The sequence below is a fragment of the Methylobacterium brachiatum genome (assembly GCF_020523825.1).
GTDB classification, from domain to species: Bacteria; Pseudomonadota; Alphaproteobacteria; order Rhizobiales; family Beijerinckiaceae; genus Methylobacterium; species Methylobacterium brachiatum.
In genome coordinates, this window is record NZ_JAJALK010000002.1 from 556,579 (window position 1) to 572,583 (window position 16,005).

The 16,005-nt window shown below is 70.0% G+C and carries 14 protein-coding genes; 4 read left to right on the plus strand and 10 right to left on the minus strand.

The window, feature by feature from the left end; all coding sequences use genetic code 11:
- Nucleotides 1-14 precede the first annotated feature (14 nt).
- The 4 genes from LGR69_RS06330 to LGR69_RS06345 all read right to left on the minus strand — a co-directional run bounded on the left by LGR69_RS06330 (nucleotide 15) and on the right by LGR69_RS06345 (nucleotide 5,106).
- Nucleotides 15-896 (minus strand): TIGR01459 family HAD-type hydrolase, encoded by an 882-nt coding sequence (locus tag LGR69_RS06330; RefSeq protein WP_230365500.1) that lies wholly within the window; start codon nucleotides 894-896, stop codon nucleotides 15-17.
- A gap of 86 nt (nucleotides 897-982) precedes the next feature.
- A complete protein-coding gene (locus tag LGR69_RS06335) occupies nucleotides 983-2,257 on the minus strand; it encodes an extracellular catalytic domain type 1 short-chain-length polyhydroxyalkanoate depolymerase (RefSeq protein WP_230365501.1) in 1,275 nt (424 codons plus the stop codon).
- A 110-nt stretch (nucleotides 2,258-2,367) separates the two neighbouring features.
- The gene (gene dnaQ, locus LGR69_RS06340) at nucleotides 2,368-3,084 is read right to left on the minus strand and encodes a DNA polymerase III subunit epsilon (protein ID WP_230365502.1); all 717 of its coding nucleotides are present in this window, start codon (nucleotides 3,082-3,084) and stop codon (nucleotides 2,368-2,370) included.
- A gap of 237 nt (nucleotides 3,085-3,321) precedes the next feature.
- Nucleotides 3,322-5,106 carry a glucan ABC transporter ATP-binding protein/ permease gene (locus tag LGR69_RS06345; protein WP_039902940.1) on the minus strand — a complete coding sequence of 595 codons (1,785 nt, stop codon included), beginning with the start codon at nucleotides 5,104-5,106 and terminating at the stop codon, nucleotides 3,322-3,324.
- Nucleotides 5,107-5,380: 274 nt separating this feature from the next.
- On the opposite strand from LGR69_RS06345, the gene LGR69_RS06350 reads away from it, so the two are divergent.
- Nucleotides 5,381-6,154 carry a motility protein A gene (locus LGR69_RS06350; RefSeq protein WP_039902939.1) on the plus strand — a complete coding sequence of 258 codons (774 nt, stop codon included), beginning with the start codon at nucleotides 5,381-5,383 and terminating at the stop codon, nucleotides 6,152-6,154.
- Nucleotide 6,155: 1 nt separating this feature from the next.
- Nucleotides 6,156-6,989, plus strand: coding sequence for an OmpA/MotB family protein (locus LGR69_RS06355; RefSeq protein WP_007563408.1), 834 nt, complete (start codon nucleotides 6,156-6,158; stop codon nucleotides 6,987-6,989).
- A 5-nt stretch (nucleotides 6,990-6,994) separates the two neighbouring features.
- On the opposite strand, the gene LGR69_RS06360 is transcribed toward LGR69_RS06355, so the two are convergent.
- Both LGR69_RS06360 and LGR69_RS06365 read right to left on the minus strand, forming a co-directional pair.
- Nucleotides 6,995-7,504 carry a CAP domain-containing protein gene (locus LGR69_RS06360; RefSeq protein WP_205836111.1) on the minus strand — a complete coding sequence of 170 codons (510 nt, stop codon included), beginning with the start codon at nucleotides 7,502-7,504 and terminating at the stop codon, nucleotides 6,995-6,997.
- A 101-nt stretch (nucleotides 7,505-7,605) separates the two neighbouring features.
- Nucleotides 7,606-10,329 (minus strand): DUF3772 domain-containing protein, encoded by a 2,724-nt coding sequence (locus tag LGR69_RS06365; protein ID WP_230365503.1) that lies wholly within the window; start codon nucleotides 10,327-10,329, stop codon nucleotides 7,606-7,608.
- Nucleotides 10,330-10,954: 625 nt separating this feature from the next.
- On the opposite strand from LGR69_RS06365, the gene LGR69_RS06370 reads away from it, so the two are divergent.
- The gene (locus LGR69_RS06370; protein ID WP_007563401.1) at nucleotides 10,955-11,503 is read left to right on the plus strand and encodes an HNH endonuclease; all 549 of its coding nucleotides are present in this window, start codon (nucleotides 10,955-10,957) and stop codon (nucleotides 11,501-11,503) included.
- Nucleotides 11,504-11,510: 7 nt separating this feature from the next.
- On the opposite strand, the gene LGR69_RS06375 is transcribed toward LGR69_RS06370, so the two are convergent.
- From LGR69_RS06375 to LGR69_RS06385, 3 genes are all read right to left on the minus strand, one after another.
- Nucleotides 11,511-11,756 (minus strand): hypothetical protein, encoded by a 246-nt coding sequence (locus LGR69_RS06375; protein ID WP_007563400.1) that lies wholly within the window; start codon nucleotides 11,754-11,756, stop codon nucleotides 11,511-11,513.
- 26 nt (nucleotides 11,757-11,782) lie between these two features.
- Nucleotides 11,783-12,679: an outer membrane protein gene (locus LGR69_RS06380; RefSeq protein ID WP_007563399.1), complete on the minus strand. Its 897-nt coding sequence runs from the start codon at nucleotides 12,677-12,679 to the stop codon at nucleotides 11,783-11,785.
- A gap of 251 nt (nucleotides 12,680-12,930) precedes the next feature.
- On the minus strand, nucleotides 12,931-13,923 hold the full coding sequence (locus LGR69_RS06385; protein ID WP_050734593.1) for an outer membrane protein: 993 nt from the start codon (nucleotides 13,921-13,923) through the stop codon (nucleotides 12,931-12,933).
- Nucleotides 13,924-14,146: 223 nt separating this feature from the next.
- Between LGR69_RS06385 and LGR69_RS06390 the strand changes: the two genes are divergently transcribed.
- The gene (locus LGR69_RS06390) at nucleotides 14,147-14,479 is read left to right on the plus strand and encodes an MmcQ/YjbR family DNA-binding protein (RefSeq protein WP_007565394.1); all 333 of its coding nucleotides are present in this window, start codon (nucleotides 14,147-14,149) and stop codon (nucleotides 14,477-14,479) included.
- Nucleotides 14,480-14,549: 70 nt separating this feature from the next.
- On the opposite strand, the gene glmM is transcribed toward LGR69_RS06390, so the two are convergent.
- Nucleotides 14,550-15,893: a phosphoglucosamine mutase gene (gene glmM, locus LGR69_RS06395; RefSeq protein ID WP_007565392.1), complete on the minus strand. Its 1,344-nt coding sequence runs from the start codon at nucleotides 15,891-15,893 to the stop codon at nucleotides 14,550-14,552.
- Nucleotides 15,894-16,005 lie beyond the last annotated feature (112 nt).

Here is a 16,005-nt window from a genome sequence, read left to right on the forward strand (position 1 = left end):
CCGGGGCCGGTGCTCTACCAGACCAGCCGCTCGATCACCGCGTCCGGATGCACCGCCTGGCGGCCGAGCCACTCGGCGACGTCGCCGAGGCGATGGTGCTCGGCCGAGACGCCGAGTTCCTCGGCATGGATGCCGCGGGCCACCAGCAGGCTGGCGATGCCGAAGCCACGGGCGCCGGCGATGTCGGTGCGGATCGCGTCGCCGATCGCCATCACCCGGGCCGGATCCACCGGCGCACCCGTGAGCTCGGCCCCCTTGGCCAGCGCCGCCTCGTAGACCGGGCGGTGCGGCTTGCCGGCATAGATCACGGCGCCGCCGAGCTCGGCATAGGCCGCCGCGAGCAGGCCCGCGCAGGGGATCAGCCGGTTGCCGCTCTCGACCACGAGGTCGGGATTGGCACAGATCATCGTCAGCCCCCGGGCCGCCAGCCGCATGAGCTCGTCGCGGTAATCGTCGGCGGTCTCGCTGCGATCATCGAACAGGCCGGTGCAGACCACGAGGTCGGCCTCCTCCTCCGGGACGAGGCTGAGATCGAGGCCCTGGAAGATCCCGAGGTCGCGCTCCGGCCCGAGATGCCGGATCCGCGCCCCCGGGCGTGCGGCAATCAACTCGCGGGTGAGGTCCCCCGAAGTCAGGATCGCGTCGTAGGCCTCGCGCGGCACGCCGAACCGGTCGAGGATGCGGCCCACCCCGTCCCCGGGCCGGGGCGCGTTCGAGACCAGGACCACCCGGCGCGGCCGCGCACCCGGCAGGCCGCGGAACCGGATCAGCGCCTCGCCGGCCGGGACATGGGCCTTCTGGCCGTCATGCAGCACGCCCCAGACGTCGCAGAGGAGCAGGTCGTAGCGCTCCGCCACCTGCGCGAGGCCGTCGAGGGTCGGGATCGGTGCGGTCATGGATGGGTCCGGTCACGGTTTCAAAAGGTCCGGGACCTTTTGCGGGTGCAGGGCCGCGCCCTGCAAGTCTCCGGACGCGCGCGCGTTTACTGCGGCCCGAGCCGATGCGCGGCGAAGAAGTCGAGCATCGCCCGCGAGGCGTCGGGCCCGTCCGTATCGGTGTAGCTGCCTTCGGGGCGGCCACCGGACCAGGCATGGCCGGCGCCGCGCACCCGCCAATCCTCGACCATGACCCGACCGGCCTCGTCCTGGTAGCGGGTGCGGGTGAACGGGTGGCCGCGGCCCTCGAAGGTCTCGGACCGGGCCGTCAGGCCGGCGACGTTGGCCTGGGCCAGCACCTGATCCGCGTTGCGCACGCTCACGGTGCCGTCATCCTCGCCGTGGAACACGATGGTGGGGATGCGCTGGCCGACGGGCGCTGCGCCGAAGGACGGCGCGGTGCCCAGGCCCGGCGCGCCGACCTGCATGGCCATCAAGGCCGAGCCGAGATCGCGGGCGCAGCCGGCCGCGAGACCCGAATGCACGCCCACCGCGGCGTAGAGATCCGGATAGGCCCGGGCGATGTTCAGGGCGGCCGCGCCGCCCGCCGACATGCCGGCGATGTAGACCCGGGTCGGGTCGATCGGGTGAGCCGCCATCACGGCCCGGGTGATGCCTGCGATGATCGCAGCCTCGCCGGATTCCCGGCGCTGGTCGCGCGGCTCGTACCAGTTCCAGCAGCGCTGGACATGGGCCTGCCGGCTCTGGGCCGGGTAGGCGACGAAGAAGCCGGCGCGCTCGGCCAAAGCGTTCATGCCGGTGCCGGCGGCGAAATCGTCCGGGTTCTGCGTGCAGCCGTGCAGCATCACCACCAGCGGCGCCGGCTCGGCCGGATGGCCCGGAATGAACAGCTTGTAGTCGCGACTGCCGGCCGGCTCGGCGTGGCTGAGGGCGACGAAGCGGCTCTCGGCCGGCGTCCGGGGGGCCGGCGGCCGCGCGGGGATGCGCCGCGCATGGCCGAGCCCCTTCAGCACCGGCGCCAGGCCGCGCACGACCTTGCCGACCGCCTTGCGGACCCGCACCGCCGGCTCGGCGATCACCGTGCGGGCGGGCTCGGTGCGCGGCGTCTTCTGCGGGACCTCGCGCCGGGCCTCTTGGGGCGCTTCCGCGCGGCGGGGCTGTGACTGAGGGGCGGGTGCCTCGGATTCCGGGCGCGGCGCGGCTGCGTAGCCCCCCAGGCTGCGCTGGATCAGGGCGGTCGCCTCGTCCAGACGGCCGAGGCTCGTGAGGCGGGTGACCTCGATCATGTCGGCGAAGGGCGAGCGGACATTCCTGTCGCGGACGCCGTCCTGCACATCCTTCAGCTTGCTGAAGGGATCCATGATGGGTGCACGCTTGGTCACATCAGCGTCCGTGTCGCGGCCGGGGTTGGCGCGAAGCTCGCCATATGGTGCGACGCAATAGAGGCCGATGTGCGATGCGACAAGGCCGGTCAGGCCGGGTCGTCGGCGCCGATATAGTCGGCCCAGATCGGCGCCGGGCCGAGGCTCGTGCGGAAGCTGTCGTGCCTTGCCCGCTCCTCATCCGTAAGGCGACTCCGATACGGGCGGGGGGCCGCCGGAACCGCCTGGACGACGGCCTGGACCTGCGGTCCGGCCTGGGCATCCAGGAGGCCGAGGCTGGTCTGCTTGCCACCGAGCAGCTCGACATAGACCTCGGCCAGGATCTGGGCGTCGAGCAGCGCCCCGTGCTTGGTCCGCCGGCTGGTGTCGATGCCGTAGCGATTGCACAGGGCGTCGAGGTTGTTGGCCGCGCCCGGATGCTTGCGGCGGGCCATCGGCAGGGTGTCGACCACGTCGTCCAGCTGGATCGGCGGCGGCGCGTTCGCCCCGAGCCGGGCATATTCCATGTTGAGGAAGCCAACGTCGAAGGGGGCGTTGTGGATGACCAGGCGCCCATCCGCCAGGAAGGCCTGCAGCTCGCCGACGATCTCGGCGAAGACCGGCTTGTCGGACAGGAAGGCGTCCGACAGCCCGTGGACGTTGAACGCGCCCTCCGAGACCGCCCGCTGCGGGTTGCAGTAGCGGTGGAAGGTCCGGCCGGTGGGGATGTGGTTCAGCAGCTCGACCGCGCCGATCTCGATCAGCCGGTCGCCGTTCCGCGCCTCCGTGCCGGTGGTCTCGGTGTCGAGGACGATCTCGCGCAGCATGTTTTTGCGACTCAGAGGGTCAGGATCACTTGCCCGATCGGGGACGGGGCTCCGGGGCGGGTGAGCGTCTTCGGAAGACACTGTCTCCCGAAAGGTTGAGACTTCCCTAGAGCTATCGTTCCGAAAGGGAGCTGCCGGCTTTCGGAAAAAAACGATGCAAGGCAAAGAGCTAGCGCATCGTGCCGGCTCGGATACCCGGCACGATGCGCTGAGCGCCGGCTGACCGGCGCCCGTTCCTCACGCCGCCAGGGCCAGGCGACCCTCGTCCTCGTCGGCCGCGGCCGCCATGAACTGGGCCCGGGCGAGCTCGGCGAAGCGGCCGTTCTGGGCGACCAGCGCGTCGAACGTGCCGGCCTCGACGATCCGGCCCTCGTGGAAGACCAGGATGCGGTCGGCGTTGCGGATCGTGGCGAGCCGGTGGGCGATCACGAAGGTGGTGCGTCCCTCCATGACGGCTTCCAGGGCGCCCTGGAGCTTGCGCTCGGTGGCCGCGTCCAGCGCCGAGGTCGCCTCGTCGAGGATCAGGATCGGCGGGTTCTTCAGCAGCGCCCGGGCGATCGAAAGCCGCTGGCGCTCGCCGCCGGAGAGCGATCGGCCACGCTCGCCGATCACCGTGTCGAGCCCGTCGGGCTGGCGCGCCATGAAAGCACCGGCCTGGGCCCGCTCCAGGGCGTCGAGCATCTCGGCATCGGTGGCGTCGGGACGGCCGACCTGCAGGTTCTCGCGGATCGAGCGGGCGAACAGCATCGGCTCCTGGAACACCACGCCGATGTTGTGGCGCAGGGACGAGAGCCCGATGTCGCGCACGTCGATGTCGTCGATCCGGATCGACCCGGAGGCCGGATCGAAGCTGCGGTGCAAGAGGCCGAGCGTCGTCGACTTGCCCGAGCCGGTGGTGCCGACCAGGGCCACGGTCTCGCCGGGACGGGCCGAGAACGAGACGCCGTCGAGCGCCTGGCGCCGGCCATCATACGAGAAGGCGACGTCGTCGAAGGTGACCTCGCCCTCGAACCGGGCGACCTGGCGGGCATGCGGGCGGTCGGCCACGGCCGGCACGGTATCGTAGATCTCGAAGAACTCGGCGATCTTGGGCGCCTGCTGGAACAGTCCGTTAACGAAGCCGACCACATGGTCGAGCCGCGCTACGAAGGCGGTGGCCAGGCTCATGAAGGCCACGACCTCGCCCACCGTGGTGGTGCCGGCCTGATACAGCCAGATGCCGGTGACGAAGATCGCCGTCATGGTGATGGTCGCCGAGGCGCGGGTCGCGACGTTGGCGAGCGCCCACCAGGACAGGACCGGGATCTGCGCGGCGAGCAGGTTCGTGATGATGCCGCGCATCGCGTCCTTCTCGGCCTTGGCGCGGGTGAAGGACTGGATCACCGCGACGTTGCCCAGCGCGTCGGAGGCGTGGGCGGCGAGGCCCGAATTGAACGCCTCGACCTGGCCCTGGAGCGTCTCGGTCCGGCGCATCACGAAGGTGGTGAGCGCCGTGAAGGCGAGCACGAGGACGACCAGGATCGAGCCGAGCTGCCAGTTGATGAACAGGGTCATCGGCAGGAGCACGACCAGCGAGACCAGGGCGACGAGGTGATCCCGGAAGAAGCCGAGCCACAGCCAGGCCATGCCGTTGGTGCCCTCCAGCATCGCCTTCAGCACCCGGCCCGAATGGTTCGCCGAGTGGAACGCCAGCGGCAGGTCGAGCACGTGCTCGAAATAGCTCGCCATTGAGGACAGGCGGTTGCGGTGGGCCAGCCGGTCGGCGTGGAGCGCGATGAACACGCCCGCCGCGATGGTGAAGAAGCCGAACGCCACCCAAGCGGCCAGCAGGGGGAGCATCGTGCCCATGGCGTTGCCGCCGCGCTGCAGGTGGGTCAGCTGGTCGATGATCCGGCCCATGAGCAGCGGCTCGGCAAACGCCGCGATCGCCAGCACGACGTTGGTGGCGGCCAGACCGATGGCCAGCCGCCGCTCCGCCTTCAGGAAACCAAGGACCCGCCCGTACAGACGAACCATCGCCACCGCTCCACCACCCCCGGCGCGGCCCGTGTGTCCGGGTCTCGCGCCAATTCTTAAGGTCCGTGCGGCGGGCGGACACAGCCGCCTTCGCCACCAAACCCCTCACACGACACGGCTTATGCCCGGGCCCGCCTGAACGGGCGATGACGGCCCTCGACAGGGTCGAGGCCATCGCCTTTACGGTTCGTTCAGCAAGATTTCCTACCGCTGTGAATAACCCGGCCGCAAGCGACCGCGGGGTCAGCTTTTTTTACGTTTCCGGACCGGGCGCCGCAGCATGGATCTCGCAACTGCACTCGGCCTCCTCTCAGGCCTCGGCGTCGTGGTCGGGCTGATCGTGCTCGATGGCGGCCATTTCGGCGCCTACGCGTCGGAGCACGCGGTCGTCGTGGTGTTCGGCGGCGCCACCGCGGCCACGATGATCCGCTTCCCGTTCTCGGTGATCGTCCACGGCCTGCCGATGGGCCTGCGCTTCGCCTTCATGATGCGCTCGGTGAAGCCGCAGGAGCTGATCGAGGAGATCACCAAGCTCGCCGACGTGGTCCGCAAGTCCGGCCCGATGGCGCTGGAGAACATGGAGATCTCCGACCCGTTCCTGGCCCAGGGCGCGCGCTATATCGCCGACGGCTACGACCGGGACTTCATCCGGGACACGATGGAGCGGGACCGCGACAACTTCCTGATGCATCTCGACGAGGGCTCGAAGGTCTACCGGGCCTACGGCGACTGCGCCCCCGCCTGGGGCATGATCGGCACGATCCTCGGCATGGTGGCGATGTTCGCCAACATGTCCGACCCCTCGAAGCTCGGCCCCGCCATGGCGACCGCCCTGCTCGCCACCCTGTACGGCGCCGTGATCGCCAACCTGATCACCCTGCCGCTCGCCGACAAGCTGCACGTCAAGCTGGAGGAGGAGGACGTCTCCCGCTCCCTGATCATCGACGGCATCCTGATGATCCGCGACCAGAAGAGCCCGATGCTGGTCCGCGAGATGCTGGTCGCCTACCTGCCGCACAACCATCGCGAAGCGCTGCTGGAACCGGCCGCCTGATATGGCCAGACGGAAGCGCGGCGGCGCGCATGGCGGCCACGGCTGGTTCGTGACCTTCGCCGACCTGATGGCGCTCCTGATGAGCTTCTTCGTGATGGTCGCGGCCTATTCGACGCAGGACCAGAAGAAGATGCAGGTGGTCGCCGGCTCGATGCGCGACGCCTTCGGGGTGAACAAGGAATCGAAGTTCGCCGGCATCCTCGAATCCGAGGGCCTGCCGGCCGCCGACCATGTGAAGTACCTGCGCAGCATCCCGCCCGAGAAGGCCACCGACCGGACGACACCGCCACGGCGCGACCAGAGCAGCGAGTTCGGCCTGACCGAGACCGGCGAGCCGGACAATTTCGGCCTCGCGGCGGCCTCCCTGCGGCAGGCGCTGCAGGACATGCCGGACATCGCCGAACTGTCGAAGAACGTCGTGATCGTCCGGACCGACCAGGGTCTCGAACTGTCAATCGTTGACCAGGACGGGCGCGCGATGTTCCCGGACGGCTCGACCCGCCCGAACGAGCGCACGAGGCGCCTCCTGGAGAAGCTCGCCCCGGCCTTGCGGCAGATGCCCAACCGCATCGCCATCACGGGCTTTACCGCCACCGAAAGGCCGGGCCAGCGCCTGCCGGTGTCGCCCTGGGAGCTGTCGGCCGGCCGGGCGATCAGCGTGCGCGAGATCCTGGCCGGGGCGGGCGTGCAGGACGACCGGTTCGCCTCGGTCTCCGGCAAGGCCGACACCGAGCCCATGTTCCCCGACAACCCCTATCTCGCGGCCAACCGCCGGGTGACGGTGACGCTGCTGAAGGAGGCGCCCCCGGTGCCGAACGTGAAGGGGCTGCCGTAGCGCGCCTACTTGGCGGTGAGCAGCGCCCAGTAGACCTTGTATTTCGAGCCGGGCGCGTAGGCGGTGGCGATCCCCATCCGGGTCGCCCGGGGGTCGAGCATCGTGGCGTCGTGCGGCGCGCTCTCGCGCCAGCCGGAGAACGCCTCGGCCAGGGTGTGATAGCCGGCCGACAGGTTGGCGTTGACGTCGGAGAAGCCGAGCCGCCCGACCGCGGCCTTCACGGTCTGCGCCTTGCTCGGCCGGTCGGCGACCGCCATGGCGGCGGCCTCGGCCTCGGCCAGACGCTGCAGCTCGGGATCGACCGTGAGCGGCCCCGCGCCGCGGTTGCGGCGATAGGACGAGATCATGTCCCGGGCGGCGTCGGTGTCGACATGGGCGGCCTGGCTGGCCAGCGGCAGGTAGATGCTCGGCAGCGCCGCCGTGGTCGGCGCCTCGGTGGCGCAGGCGCCGAGCAGCGCCAGCGCCGGGATGCAGGCCGCCGCCCAGAAGCCTCGTCTCAGGTTGCGTCCGCCCACGTTCGAAGATCCATGCTCACGCATCCGGCTCGGACGCCCGGCCCATATAGGGAGCCCCGGGCGATCGCGCGACCGGACCCGTTGAGGCCGCGCGTGCGCCTTCAGCCCCCGGCGCTCTGGAGGCCGCGGTCGCGCTGCGGCTGGGACGGCGGCGCCTCCTGGGGCTCCGGGATCTCCTTCGGCTCCTGGGGCCCGGGGGCGGGCGCGGCCTGGCCGAACCGGCTCGCGATCTCGCCCATGGCGGCCTGCATCGTCTCGAAGCCCTGCACGGTGACGATGCTGGCGCCGGGGCCGAGCGGCGGGATGAAGCCCGCGCCCGACAGGGTGGCGAACACCGCGTAGTTCAGGTCGGTCTGGACCTTCAGGCCGAGGCTGACATCGACGATCCAGACCAGCAGCTCGAATTCCAGGAACGGGTCGCCGATCTTCTTGAACACCACCCGGGGCGCCGGGTCCTTCAGCACGTCGGCATGGGCCTGGGCGCAGCCGACGATCATCTCGGCGGCCCGCACCGGGTCCTGGTTGCGCAGGACGCTGACCGTGATGCTGACCCGGCCCGAACGGTCGCCGCGCACGCGGTTCTTGACCACCCCGGAAATCAGGTTCGAGTTCGGCACGATCACGGCCGAGCGGTCGAAGGTCTGGATCTCGGTGGAGCGCACCGAGATGCGCTTCACGATGCCCTCCGAATCGCCAATCACCACCTGGTCGCCGACCCGGATCGGGCGCTCCCACAGGAGCAGCAGGCCGGAGACGAAGTTGTTGACGATCGACTGCAGGCCGAAACCGATACCGACCGACAGGGCGCCGGCCACGATGGTCAGCTTCTCCAGGCTCAGGCCGAGATACGAGAAGGCGAGCGCCAGGGAGAGCAGGAAGCCGCAATAGCCCGCGATCGTGGTGATCGAGTTGCGCAGGCCGGCATCGAGGTCGGTGGCGGGCAGGTAGGTCTGTTCCAGCCAGCGCTGCACCGCCCGGGTGACGAACACGCCGAGCACCAGGATGCCGATGCCGAAGGCGATGCTCGACAGGGAGATCGTCACGTCCCCGACCTTGAAGCCGAAGAAGGCCTGCCGGATCGACGAGACGATGTCGGTGGAATCGAGCCCCCAGGGCGCCAGCACGAGCAGCGCCGCCACCAGCATCAGCACGACCCGGGCGGCCCCGGTCGCCAGGACCGAGATCTGGTTCAGCGAGCGCTTGCGCAGGCCGGTATTGGCCTGGAGCGCGGTGGCGAGCCGGGTCTCGTCGGTGAGCGCGCGGCCGATGAAGGTGTCGACGCTCTGGACCAGCAGGTAGAGCAGCACGAGCACGCCCGCGGCCCAGATCAGCTGGTCGATCAGGAAGGCCGCGAAGGCGACGTAGCCGACGAGCGCGCCGAGCCCGATCAGCGCGACCCCGGCCCAGCCGAGGAGCCGGGCCGGGCCACCGATGCCCGTGGTGGTCTTGGTCGGCACGTAGGGGCCGAAACAGGCCTCTTCCTCCTGCTCGGTATCGGCGAAGCGGTGGAGGCCGACCGCCAGGATCAGCGCGGTGGCCACGGCGCCGAGGCCGCGGGTCGCGATCGAGATCGGCAGCGCCGCCGAGATCCCGGAATTGAGCGCCTCCACGGATTTCACCACGGTGATCACCGTGGCGATGCCGACCGCGAGCCGGGTCAGCCGGGTGGCGGCCGCGTCGCCGACCGGGGCGGGGCGCCAGGCTGGCTTGTCGGGGCTCAGCAACCCGTCGCACAGGGCCTCGACGAAGGCGATGAAGGCCAGCCCGCCCAGGATCGCGGCGGCCACCGGCAGCAGCCGGGACGGCAGCAGGTTGGTGGCGTCGAGCGCGTAGTAGACCGCGTAGGAACCCGCCACCGCCGGCACCGTGCCGAGCAGGATCACCCGCCAGGCGGCCAGCAGGGTGGCGCGGCGCGACGGCTCGGTGGCGGAGGCGTCCCGGCGGGCGGCCCGGGGCGCGATGTTGCGCCGGCCGAAATACAGCGCGACCGAGATCCCGAAGGCGAGCCCCAGGAACAGCAGGTTACCCATGCTGCCGTTGCGCGAGAACAGCAGCCCGATATCGGACACGGCGCTCTGCAGCGAGCGGGTATCGCGCGGTATGTCGGCCATGACCTTGGCCCAGAGGCCCGGGCTGACCAGGGGCTGCGAGCGCTGGAACAGGTCGCGGGTGAACGATTCGCGCCGGCGGTTCGACACCCGGTCGATGATCTGGTCGCCCTGCACCAGCAGGGAGCGGGCGAGCCGCTGGGTCTCGTCGATGCGGGTCACCGCCGCCTCGCGCTCCACGCGCTGCTCGGCGATCTCGGGGCTTTCCTGGGTGTCCTTCGGCTTCGGACCGAGCTGCGCCAGCCGCTCGCGCGCCGCCTCGAGGGGCGCGTCGAGCCGGGTGATCAGCGCGCGGATCTCCTCGGTGACGGTCCCGGCGCTGTCGCGGATCGCCGCCAGGTCGGTGGCGGTCAGGTCGGGATGCCCCAGCTGCTTCTCGCGCGCCTCGAGCTCGGCCTTGGCGGCATCGAGCTGGGCCCGGACCGCCTTGAGCTGCTCCGACATCTCGGGTTTCGGCGCCGCGGGCTTGGCGTCGGGCGCCTTCGCGTCGGCCGGCTTGGCGTCCGCGGGCTTGGCATCGGCGGGCTTGGCATCGGCGGGCTTGGCATCGGCGGGCTTGGTCCCCGGGTGCTGCCCGGCCGGCGCCTCGCCCTGGGCCCAGGATGCGGGCGGCGCGGCGGCCGGGATGCCCAGCATCAGCGCGGCCAGGAGGGCCAGCGCGGCGGGCCGGCGCGGCGCGCCGTTCGGCTTCCGGGGGCGCACGGGCGTGCGGATCATAGGCTACCTCTCGTCGGGCGCGCCGGGCGCGCGGTCGGGGCCCGGCATCGGCGGACCGGCGGTCGTCGGGAACCGCGCGGGCTTTCTCGAGCGCTCGCCGCCGGAGGGGATACCGGCGGGGACGCCGGTTCGGCGTCGGCGAGCGCGTGAATCGAAGCCTGAGGGGCGCGCCTGACCGCAGGGCGATTCGGGCACGGCCCTCGAGGCCGGGCGCTGTGGGCCTCCAATAGGGCGAAACCGTGCCCCTGCCCACCCTGGCGCCGGCCGGCGCGCCCGGCACCCGCTGTGGGTGCGTCCCCGGGACCCTGAGGGACGAGCTTCACAAGGCTGTCACGGTGGGATTAGATGAACACCAGATGGACAGGGCCTTTTCGTCGTCACGCGAAAGGGTTCGGCCGGCGCCGATGCCGGTCCGGCCCGGCCGCGTTCCGGTTGCTACCGCACCGACTGGCGTCACCGCGCGCCGGCCCGCCGCCCTGTTGCTCCTTCCGCCTCTCCCGCCGAGCCGACGTCCTGTCCGCCGGCCCGTCCTGTACCGGCCCGCGGCCGCGTCGGACGGGCCGGTGGGGCGCCGGCGCGTTCCCGCGCGTTATACGCGTCAGAGATAGTCCGAAGAGTCGCGCCGATGATGGATCTCCAAACCCTCGTCCTGAACGCGGATTATCGGCCGCTCTCCTACAATCCGCTCTCGCTCTGGTCGTGGAAGGACGCCTTCACGGCCCTGTTCCTCGACCGCGTCACCCTGGTGGCGAGCTACGACGTCGAGGCCCGCTCGCCCTCGCGGGCGCTGCGGGTGCCGAGCGTGGTGGCCCTGAAGAACTACGTGACGCTCGCGCGCAGCCCGGCCTTCACCCGCTACAACATCTACCTGCGCGACGGTTTCAGCTGCCAGTATTGCGGCCTGCGGCTGCCCTCGGGCGGCCTGACCTTCGACCACGTGGTGCCGCGCTCCCGGGGCGGCCTGTCGAGCTGGGAGAACGTCGTGGCGGCCTGCTCGCCCTGCAACCTGCGCAAGGCCAACCGCACGCCGCAGGAGGCCGACATGCCGCTCGCGACCGAGCCCCGCCGGCCGACCCGCTACGAGCTGCATCACCGGCAGCCCGAATTCGACCACCGCCAGTACCACCACACCTGGCTCGACTACCTGTACTGGGACAGCGAGCTGGAGAGCTGAAGCGGGATCACCAAGCCGGCCCGCGGCGGGGCGGCTCGTTGTACATCGGGACGTTGTGATTGCGCGGCAGGTAGCCCCGGACGATCACGGGTGGCGGCACGGCCGACAGGTCGGGTCGGACGCGGACCACGCGCCGGAGGCGGGGCGGATCGAAGTTGCGGTCCTCGGGCCAGGCGGAAGCCGGCGCGGGGATGAGGGCGAGCCCGGCGAGCAGGCCGAACGTGAACGGTCGCAATCCCCTCGGGTCGAGCATCGGAAGCCTCCCGGCGCCGGGCCGCATCAGAACTTGACCGCCGCGCCGGCCCGGACCGTGTTCAGGTTGACCTTGTGCCCATCGAACTGACTGAACAGCACGTATTGATACTCGGCGCGCAGCAGGATGTTCGGCGTGATCGCGTATTCGAGACCGGCGCCGACCGTCGCACCGGCGACCACTTTGGTCTTCGATTGCGTCTGGATCGACGTGAACGGCGTGCCATTGTAGGGCGCGTTCGGATTGAAGCTCGTATAGCCGAAATTGGACACGTAGGTCGGTGTCCCGGCGAGGTTGGCGTTGTAGGCGGTGACGTCGAAGCCATAGTTCCGGTACATCGTCGTGTCGGCGATGCGCGCCCGGCCGATCGCCAGACCGCCGGTCACGAAGGGCAGGATGTTGCCGAGAGCGTAGCCGGCCCGGGCTCGCAGCGTGCCGTAATCGTTGACGCGCGTGGCCGTGTATCCGGCCATATCGACTGTTTCGAGAATGTTCGAGGCGGTCTTGCTGCGCCCGAGTCCGTCGCTCGACACGCCCATCTTGCCGAAATTCGTGTAGTCGGCCTCGAAGCCGAAGACGAAGTCGTCGAACTGGACATTGTAACCGACGAAGGCGCCAAAACTCGTGTCGCCGACCCGCTTCGACGGAGGATTGAGAAGGGTCGACGCACGAAACGTCGATTCGCCCGTCGTATCGTGAGAGTCCCGATAGATCAGGGGTTGCAGCGCGCCCTTTGTACCCAGCGCCGCGGACGTATACCCGCCATGGCCACCCACGTAGACGCCGCTCCAGTCGACCACCGGGGCCGGGACCGGGTCGTAATCGGCGCCACGCAGGTAATCGTAGTCCAGGTCGGCGGCCCGGGCGGTGCTGGCGCCGCAGAGGCTGAGGACCGCCAGCAGCGGCAGGGTGACGGTACGCATCGGGATCGTCCTGGAACTGCGAGACGGACGGCGGCTCGGGCCTCGATGCAGTGATAGTTGGGTAACCTTAAGCGTCCGTTATTTCGGGGTTCTTCGGAGATCCCGATTCGATCATCGCGACTGGGCCAGAACTATCCGACGGCCCAATGTTGCTCTGCGCCTTGCGATCGATGTCTGCCCCGGCGGCAGGACGAAAAAAAACGGCGCGGAGAGCATCCGCGCCGTCGGCCGTCAGAGCGTTGGAAAGACGATCAGTATTTGCGGACCAGCGGGCCGGGGATCGGCTCCGGCATCAGCGGCGGCAGCGGCGCCGCGACCAGGCCGCCGAGGTAGTAGCGCAGGCCGATCTTCACGTCGTGGGCCTCGATGTCCTTCACCTTGATCGGGCGCAGGGCCTCGGTGCAGCACGGCACGAAGCCGGCGCCGGTCTCGGCCTTGCCGAGGTTCAGGTAGCGATAGGCCACCTCGATCTTCAGGGCGTCGCTGACGTCGTAGGCCAGACCGGCATGCAGCGCCCAGGCGAAGCTACCGCTGGTCTTGCTCTTGTAGAACTTGCTGCCGCTGTTGGTGTTGTACACCGGGTTGCCGTTGTTGTCGTAGACCGGCGCATAATTGTAGTAGGGCTGGCCGCACTTGCAGTCGTAAATTGGGTTGCCGTAATCGTAGGCGTAGGTCGGGCTGGTGAACTGCTGGTTGGTCGAATAGCCCGAGATATGGTTGAAGGCGTAGCCGACGCCACCGCCGATGAACGGGGTGATCCCGTACCAGGTGCCGAGGTCGAAATACGCGTTGGCCAGCACCACCGCGGAATCGAAGTTGCTGGTCGACTTGTTGACCCCATAGGAGCCGAGGCCGTTGTCGAACTCGGGGCCCTTGTAATACTCGCTGCCGCGCAGGCCGGTGGAGTAGCGGTACTCACCGGTGACGTCGCCGCGCAGGAACGGGGTGAACTGGTAGCCGACGCCGACACCCGCGAAACCACCGCCGCCGATCTCGTTGCCGAACGACCGGTTGGCATCCGCGTAGCCGGTGTAATCGTAGGCCTCGGTGTATCTCGGGCGGGTGTAGACGCTCGCGCCGACATCGCCGCGCAGGTACCAGCCGCCGCCGACCTCGATCGGGGGCGGAGGGGGCGGGGGCGGAGGCGGGGGCAGCAGGTCCGCAGCAGCGGCTAGGCAGGGCGCGCCGACGCTCGCCGCGAGCGTCAGGCTACGCACCAAAGCGTTCAGCTTGGAGCGGGCCATAAGGATTCCTTCACTGGACTCGTGTGCCGGAAGCTTGACATGCCGGCTCTGATGACGAGGCGAAGGATGGATCGAACGTCTTAAATCCGGCTTAACGTTAAATGTTAGCCTTGCCGGGCGCCTACAGCCTGGACAAGCCACAGCTCAGCAAAGGATTCGCCAGTCTTGGTCGCAGCACCCGGCACGATCGCGACACCCTTCGCCCACGGGCCGGGCTGAGCCGGTGCTGCCCGAGGACGTGCGCGCCCTGGCGCTGATGCTGCCCGAGACGGTGGCGGGCGCCCATCGCGGCAACCCGGATTTCCGCGTCGGCGGCCGGGTGTTCGCGACCCTGTGGGTCGAGGAGGACCGGGTCGTGCTGCGCCTGGCGCCCGCCGACCAGGCCGAATTGTGCGAGGCCGAGCCGGACCTGTTCACGCCGCTCGACGGCGCCTGGGGCCGGCGCGGCTGGACCAATCTCGACCTCGACCCGTGCGAGGAGGAGACCCTGCGCGCCGCCCTGCTGGCGGCCTGGCGGTTCACCGCACCGGCGATCCTGCGCGCCGCCTACGCGTGAGCGGTGAGCCCTCAGGGGCTCCGCCCCTGAACCCCGCCGAAGGGCCGCGGGCCCTTCGGGATCCCGGTCCTCAGGCCGCGACCTTGGTGACCGCCTCGACCACCTCGTCGACCACCTCGTTGACGAGGCCGCGGTCGTCGCCCTCGGCCATCACGCGGATCACCGGCTCGGTGCCGGAGGGGCGGATCACCAGGCGGCCGCCATTGCCCAGGCGGGCGCGGGCCTGGGCGATCGCGCTGACCACGCTGTCCTGGCTCAGCGGCTCGCCGGCCCGGTAGCGGACGTTCTTGAGGATCTGCGGCAGCGGGTCGAAGCAGTGGCAGACCTCGCTCACCGGCCGGCCCTGGCGCTGCACCACGCTGAGCAGCTGCAGGGCCGCCACCAGGCCGTCGCCCGTGGTGGTGTAGTCCGACATGATGATGTGGCCGGATTGCTCGCCGCCGAGATTGTAGCCGTGCTCGCGCATGTGCTCGAGGACGTAGCGGTCGCCCACTGCGGTGCGGGCCAACGTCAGGCCGAGGCCGCCGAGGAAGCGCTCCAGGCCGAGATTGGACATGATCGTCGCCACCAGCCCCGGCTGGGTGAGCCGCTCGTCCTCCTGCCAGGAGCGCGCGACCACGGCCATCAGCTGGTCGCCGTCGACCACGTGGCCTTTCTCGTCGACGATCAGCACTCGGTCGGCGTCGCCGTCCAGCGCGATGCCGATATCGGCCCGGCGCTCGCGCACCTTGGCGACCAAGGCCGCCGGGGCGGTGGAGCCGACGTCGCGGTTGATGTTGAACCCGTCCGGCTCGGTCCCGATGGCGATCACCTCGGCGCCGAGCTCCCACAGGGTCTCGGGGGCGACCCGGTAGGCGGCGCCGTTGGCGCAATCGACCACCACCCGCAGGCCGTCCAGCGTCACGTGCCGGGGCAGGGTGCGCTTGGCGAACTCGATGTAGCGGGCATGCACGCTCTCGATCCGCTTGGCCCGGCCGAGATCGGCGGAGCCCGCCAGCTTCGTGTGCAGCTCGGCGTCGATCAGCTCCTCGATCTCATGCTCGATCGTGTCGTTGAGCTTGAACCCGTCCGGGCCGAACAGCTTGATGCCGTTATCCTCGAAGGCGTTGTGCGAGGCCGAGATCATCACCCCGATATCGGCCCGCATCGAGCGGGTCAGCATCGCCACCGCGGGGGTCGGCACCGGGCCGAGCAGCAGCACGTCCATGCCCACCGAGGTGAAGCCCGCCACCAGGGCGGTCTCGATCATGTAGCCGGACAGGCGGGTATCCTTGCCGATCACCACCCGGTGGCGGTGATCGCCGCGCTGGAACACCAGGCCCGCCGCCTGACCGACCTTGAGGGCGAGTTCCGGGGTGATCACCCCGTTGGCCCGGCCCCGGATGCCGTCGGTTCCGAAATACTTGCGCGCCATCAGGATCTCCGGTGCCGGGCCTCTCGCCCGGCCAACGCGGCGACAGAGTAGCCCGACAGAACTTAGCAGATTGGATTGCCCCGGGTGCTCCCCGACAAAGACGGTCGAAATG

Excerpts from the sequence above, each read along its gene's own strand:
- dnaQ (WP_230365502.1), bottom strand. The coding sequence starts at position 3,084 with ATGCTGCGCGAGATCGTCCTCGACACCGAGACCACCGGCACGGAGGCG.
- LGR69_RS06335 (WP_230365501.1), bottom strand. The coding sequence starts at position 2,257 with ATGGATCCCTTCAGCAAGCTGAAGGATGTGCAGGACGGCGTCCGCGAC.
- LGR69_RS06370 (WP_007563401.1), top strand. The coding sequence starts at position 10,955 with ATGATGGATCTCCAAACCCTCGTCCTGAACGCGGATTATCGGCCGCTC.
- LGR69_RS06330 (WP_230365500.1), bottom strand. The coding sequence starts at position 896 with ATGACCGCACCGATCCCGACCCTCGACGGCCTCGCGCAGGTGGCGGAG.
- LGR69_RS06355 (WP_007563408.1), top strand. The coding sequence starts at position 6,156 with ATGGCCAGACGGAAGCGCGGCGGCGCGCATGGCGGCCACGGCTGGTTC.
- glmM (WP_007565392.1), bottom strand. The coding sequence starts at position 15,893 with ATGGCGCGCAAGTATTTCGGAACCGACGGCATCCGGGGCCGGGCCAAC.
- LGR69_RS06365 (WP_230365503.1), bottom strand. The coding sequence starts at position 10,329 with ATGATCCGCACGCCCGTGCGCCCCCGGAAGCCGAACGGCGCGCCGCGC.
- LGR69_RS06375 (WP_007563400.1), bottom strand. The coding sequence starts at position 11,756 with ATGCTCGACCCGAGGGGATTGCGACCGTTCACGTTCGGCCTGCTCGCC.
- LGR69_RS06350 (WP_039902939.1), top strand. The coding sequence starts at position 5,381 with ATGGATCTCGCAACTGCACTCGGCCTCCTCTCAGGCCTCGGCGTCGTG.
- LGR69_RS06380 (WP_007563399.1), bottom strand. The coding sequence starts at position 12,679 with ATGCGTACCGTCACCCTGCCGCTGCTGGCGGTCCTCAGCCTCTGCGGC.
- LGR69_RS06385 (WP_050734593.1), bottom strand. The coding sequence starts at position 13,923 with ATGGCCCGCTCCAAGCTGAACGCTTTGGTGCGTAGCCTGACGCTCGCG.